Here is a 4,253-nt window from a genome sequence, read left to right as displayed (position 1 = left end):
GTCCCGGAGGGGTCCCGGGGTGTCGCGGGAGCGGCGGACGGGTGGCGGGACGGTGACGGTGGTCACCGCCGCTTCCCACGGACGGGGGTCATGTGGTTAGCCTGTCCTCACCGATCGACGACGGAGGCGGCATGACGGCCACGACCGAACGCACGACCGCCCGGGCGGCGCTGCGCGCAGAGCCGCGCCCGGAGTACCGCCTCTTCGAGGTGGCGGTGGTGCGGCGCGAGCAGCTCGGCCCCAGCTTCGCCCGCCTGACCTTCTCCTCCCCCGAGCTGGGCTCCTTCGAGCCCGCCGGCTACGACCAGCGCCTGAAGGTGCTGCTGCCGCAGGTGCCCTTCGAGGCCCTGGAGGCCCCCCGCGGCGACTGGTACGCCTGGTGGCGCGCCCTGCCCGAGCCGGTGCGGCCCGTCATGCGCACCTACACGGTGCGCGCGGCGCGCCCCGCGACCGCCACCTCCCACGCCGAGGTCGACGTGGACTTCGTGCTGCACGGCGTGCACGGCGGCGCCGCGGGCCCGGCCGCCTCCTGGGCGGCGAGCGCCCGCCCCGGCGACCGGGTCGCGCTCGTGGGCTCCTGCACGCCCGGCACCGGCCGGATGTGGGGCGTGGAGTGGGCCCCGCCCGCCGAGGCCCGCACGCTGCTGCTGGCCGGCGACGAGACCGCCGTGCCCGCCGTGTGCGCGGTGCTGGAGCGGCTGCCCGCCGGGGTGCGCGCCGTGGCGGTGCTGGAGGTCCCCGACATCGCCGACGCCGTCGACATCGCCTCCGACGCCGACGTCACGGTGGAGTGGCTGCCCCGCGGCGGCGCGCGGCGCGCGCACGGCGAGCTGCTGTGCCCGCGCGTGGAGGAGATCGCCGGCCCGCTGGTCGACGAGACCTCCCGCGCCCTCGCGCTGGACTTCGAGGACGTCGACCTGGACGCCGGCATCCTGTGGGACGTGCCCGAGCGGGCCGTCGCCACCGGCCCCGAGTGCCTGTACGCCTGGCTGGCCGGCGAGGCCGGGGTCGTCAAGCGGATGCGGCGGCACCTGGTGCGCGACGTGGGGCTGCCGCGCGCCTCCGTCGCCTTCATGGGCTACTGGCGCGAGGGTCGCGCCGAGGGCGCCTGAGCGCGCCGTGACGAGGAGGACCCACAGGTGAAGAACCCCTTCCGCCGCCAGAGCAGCGGCGGCGGCCCGGCCGGGGGCGGGCGGCGCACGCGCCGCGCCGTCGTCGTGCGCACCGAGCGCGTCACGCCCGAGACGGTGCGCGTGGTGCTCGGCGGCGAGGACCTGGCCGACCTGCGCGCCGAGCACGCCGACTCCTACGTCAAGGTCGTGCTGCCGGCCCCGGGCACCGCGCTGGAGGAGCCGCTGGACGTGGCGGCGGTGCGCGCCTCGCGCCCGCGCGAGGAGTGGCCGGTGGTGCGCACCTACACCGTGCGCGCGGTCGACGCCGAGCGCGGCGAGGTGACGATCGACTTCGTGCACCACGGCGAGGAGGGCGTGGCCGGGCCGTGGGCGGCCGCCGCGCGCCCGGGCGACGTGGTGCACCTGATGGGGCCCGGCGGCGCGTACTCGCCGGACCCGGCGGCGCCGTGGCACCTGATGGTGGGCGACGCCAGCGCGCTGCCGGCCATCGCCGCGTCCCTGGAGCGGGTGCCCGCCGGCGCGCGAACCGTCGCGGTCGTGCAGGTGCACGGCCCGGCCGAGGAGCAGCCGCTGCCGTGCCCGGGCGAGCTGCGGGTGCACTGGCAGCACAGCGCCGCCCCGGACCCCGGGGGGCTGCTGGAGCTGCTGCGCTCCCTGGAGCTGCCCGCGGGCGCCCCGCACGCCTTCGTGCACGGCGAGGCCGACTGCGTGCGGGCCGTGCGCCGCTGGGTGCGCACCGACCTGGGCGTGCCGCGCGAGCTGCTGTCGGCCTCCGGGTACTGGCGCCGCGGGCGCACCGAGGACGGCTGGCGCGGCGAGAAGCAGCAGTGGAACGCCGCGGTGGAGTCCGACGACGCCGCCGTGGCCTCCCCCGCCTGAGCGGGGCGCCCCTCCCCGCGGCCGCGCCGCGGGGAGGGCTCGGGCGAGGAGGGGTCAGGCCGCCAGGAGCGCGTCGCAGACCTCCACCAGCGCGGCGCGCAGCGGGTCGGCGCGCTCGGCGAAGGCGCGCTGGGCGCGCACGTACTGCGCCTTGCCCTCGGGGGTCTCGATCGGCACCGGCTCGTGGCCCAGCGACGTCACGTCGTAGGGCGAGGCGCGCATGTCCAGCTCGCGCACGTCCCGGGCCAGCTCGAAGCAGTCCAGCAGCAGCTCCCCGGGCACCGCGGGCGAGAGCTTCATCGCCCACCGGTAGCAGTCCATCGTGGCGTGCAGGCAGCCCGGCTGCTCCTGCGCGGCCTGCTGCTCGCGGGTGGGGCGCAGCTCGTTGCGCGGCACCGCGGACGGCGTGAAGAAGCGGAACGCGTCGTAGTGGCTGCACCGGATGCGGTGCGACTCCACCACCGCGTCGGTGCCGGCGTGCCCCAGGCGCAGCGGCAGGCCCGCGTGGCGCACCTCCTCGGGGCTGCTGCGGTGCACCATCGCCCACTCGTGCAGCCCGAAGCAGCCCAGCTGGGCGGGGCGGGTGCGGGTGGCGGCGAGCACGTCGCGCGCCAGGCGCACGGTCGGCCCGCGCTGGGCGAGCAGGGAGGCGGCGTCCACCACGACCCCGCGGCCGGTGCTCGCGTAGTGCGCCCACCCCTCGCGCTCGGCGGCGTCGAGCAGCTCCACGCCGACGCCGGGGTGCCAGCGGCGCAGCCTGCCCGGCGCCCAGGAGTAGTAGGTGAAGAGGAAGTCCTCCACCGGGTGCGCCCGCCCGAGGCGGCGGCGCTCGGCCGCGGCGGCGGTCAGGGCGTGGGCGCGCTGCTCGTGCGCGTCCGCCCGCGCCGCCCACCGCGCGCGGGGCAGCTGCTCGGGCGCCGCCGGGGCCGCCGCGCCGGCGCGCTCCCCGCTCCCGGCGGGCGGGTCCTGCGTCTCCACCGGGTCCAGGGTAGCGACGCGCCCGGGACCGCCGGGCCGCTCAGCGCAGCGGTGCGGTGTCGAAGAGGACCCGGACCCGGTCGATGCGCCCGCCGCGCAGGTGCGACCGGTTCACGGTGGGCACGACGTGCCCGCCGGTGCGGGTCATGTCGTACCAGGTGATCACGTCGTCGCCCTCGGCGACCTGGCGCACCGCCTCGATGCGCTCGATCGCCGGGGCCATCGCGCGCAGCCCCTCCAGGCACTGCGCGCGCCCGCGCCAGAAGTCCAAGACCGGTTCGTGAGCGCAGCCACAGCATCGGCGTGTGGAGCTGCGGCAGCTGGAGCACTTCGTGGCGGTGGTCGACGAGGGCGGCTTCACCGCCGCGGCGGCCCGGCTGCGCGTGGCGCAGCCGGGGGTGAGCACCCGGGTGCGCAACCTGGAGCGCGAGCTGGGCCAGCCGCTGCTGGAGCGCGGCGCGCGCGGGGTGCGGCTGACGGAGGCCGGGCGCGCCGCCCTGCCGCACGCGCGGGCGGCGCTGGCGGCGGCGGCCGCGGTGCTGCCGTGCACGGCCCTGTCGGCGGCCGCGGCGGCCTCCCTGGCCGCCGACCTGCCGCCGGTCGACCTCGTGGTGGTGCTGGGGGCGCGCTCGACCGCCACCTCGTGGGTGCTGCCCGCGCTGGCGCGCGCCCGGCAGGTCGTCGTCGTGGGCGACCCGGCGCTGCCGCGCCCGCGGGACCTGCCCACCGCGGCCTCGGCGCGCCCGGGCGCCCCCGCGGGGCCCGCCGGGCCCGCCGACGGCCCGCGCGGCCTGCTCGACGACGCGGCTGGCGTGCTGCCCGCCCTGCGCCTGGAGCGCCAGCACGCCTGCCTGGACGACCGGCTGCTGGAGGGCGTCGTGGCGCCCGGCGCGCAGGACTCCCTGCCCGGCGCCGGGCCGGACCCGCGCGCGGTGCTGCGCACCTCGGCGCGGGCCGCGCGCGGCGGCGGTGCCCGGCGCCGGCCGGACGTGCTGGTCGAGCTGGTCACCGACGCGGTCGTGGACGCCCTGCGCCGCCGCCCGGCGCAGTCGGTGGGCGTGGTGGTGCCCGACGCCGAGGGCGCCGAGCTGCTCGGCGACGCCGTGCGCCGGCGCCTGGCCGACCACGGCCTGCCCGAGCGCGGCCCCGCGGGGCGCGCCGGCGAGCAGCTGCTGGTGGCGCAGCCGGCCCGCTGGACCGGCGAGCGCCGCGACCACGTCGTCGTGGTGGCCGACGCGGTGGTGGCGGGGGAGGGCCTGGGCG

The 4,253-nt window shown here is 79.3% G+C and carries 5 protein-coding genes; 3 read left to right on the top strand and 2 right to left on the bottom strand.

All coding sequences use genetic code 11. The features are described 5' to 3' along the window. Positions 1 to 131: 131 nt before the first annotated feature. Both GTR00_RS15670 and GTR00_RS25915 read left to right on the top strand, forming a co-directional pair. A complete protein-coding gene (locus GTR00_RS15670) occupies positions 132 to 1,112 on the top strand; it encodes a siderophore-interacting protein (RefSeq protein WP_166612525.1) in 981 nt (326 codons plus the stop codon). A 105-nt stretch (positions 1,113 to 1,217) separates the two neighbouring features. Then, the gene (locus GTR00_RS25915) at positions 1,218 to 2,012 is read left to right on the top strand and encodes a siderophore-interacting protein (protein ID WP_407659710.1); all 795 of its coding nucleotides are present in this window, start codon (positions 1,218 to 1,220) and stop codon (positions 2,010 to 2,012) included. Positions 2,013 to 2,066: 54 nt separating this feature from the next. Here GTR00_RS25915 and GTR00_RS15660 read toward each other — a convergent pair whose 3' ends face one another. Together GTR00_RS15660 and GTR00_RS15655 are read right to left on the bottom strand one after the other, a co-directional pair. Next, on the bottom strand, positions 2,067 to 2,918 hold the full coding sequence (locus GTR00_RS15660; RefSeq protein WP_166612526.1) for a 3-methyladenine DNA glycosylase: 852 nt from the start codon (positions 2,916 to 2,918) through the stop codon (positions 2,067 to 2,069). A 112-nt stretch (positions 2,919 to 3,030) separates the two neighbouring features. Continuing rightward, complete coding sequence (locus tag GTR00_RS15655; RefSeq protein WP_166612523.1) at positions 3,031 to 3,261, bottom strand: nuclear transport factor 2-like protein; 231 nt, start codon at positions 3,259 to 3,261, stop codon at positions 3,031 to 3,033. A gap of 34 nt (positions 3,262 to 3,295) precedes the next feature. Between GTR00_RS15655 and GTR00_RS23040 the strand changes: the two genes are divergently transcribed. Further along, positions 3,296 to 4,253: LysR family transcriptional regulator (locus GTR00_RS23040; protein WP_323132519.1), on the top strand; the 958-nt coding region annotated here is incomplete at its 3' end.

This window comes from Kineococcus indalonis, from assembly GCF_009906395.1.
GTDB classification, from domain to species: Bacteria; Actinomycetota; Actinomycetes; order Actinomycetales; family Kineococcaceae; genus Kineococcus; species Kineococcus indalonis.
This window is presented reverse-complemented; position numbering and strand designations above follow the sequence as displayed.

Bases quoted from the DNA above. Each gene is read 5' to 3' on its own strand.
- GTR00_RS15670 (WP_166612525.1), top strand. From the start codon at position 132: ATGACGGCCACGACCGAACGCACGACCGCCCGGGCGGCGCTGCGCGCA.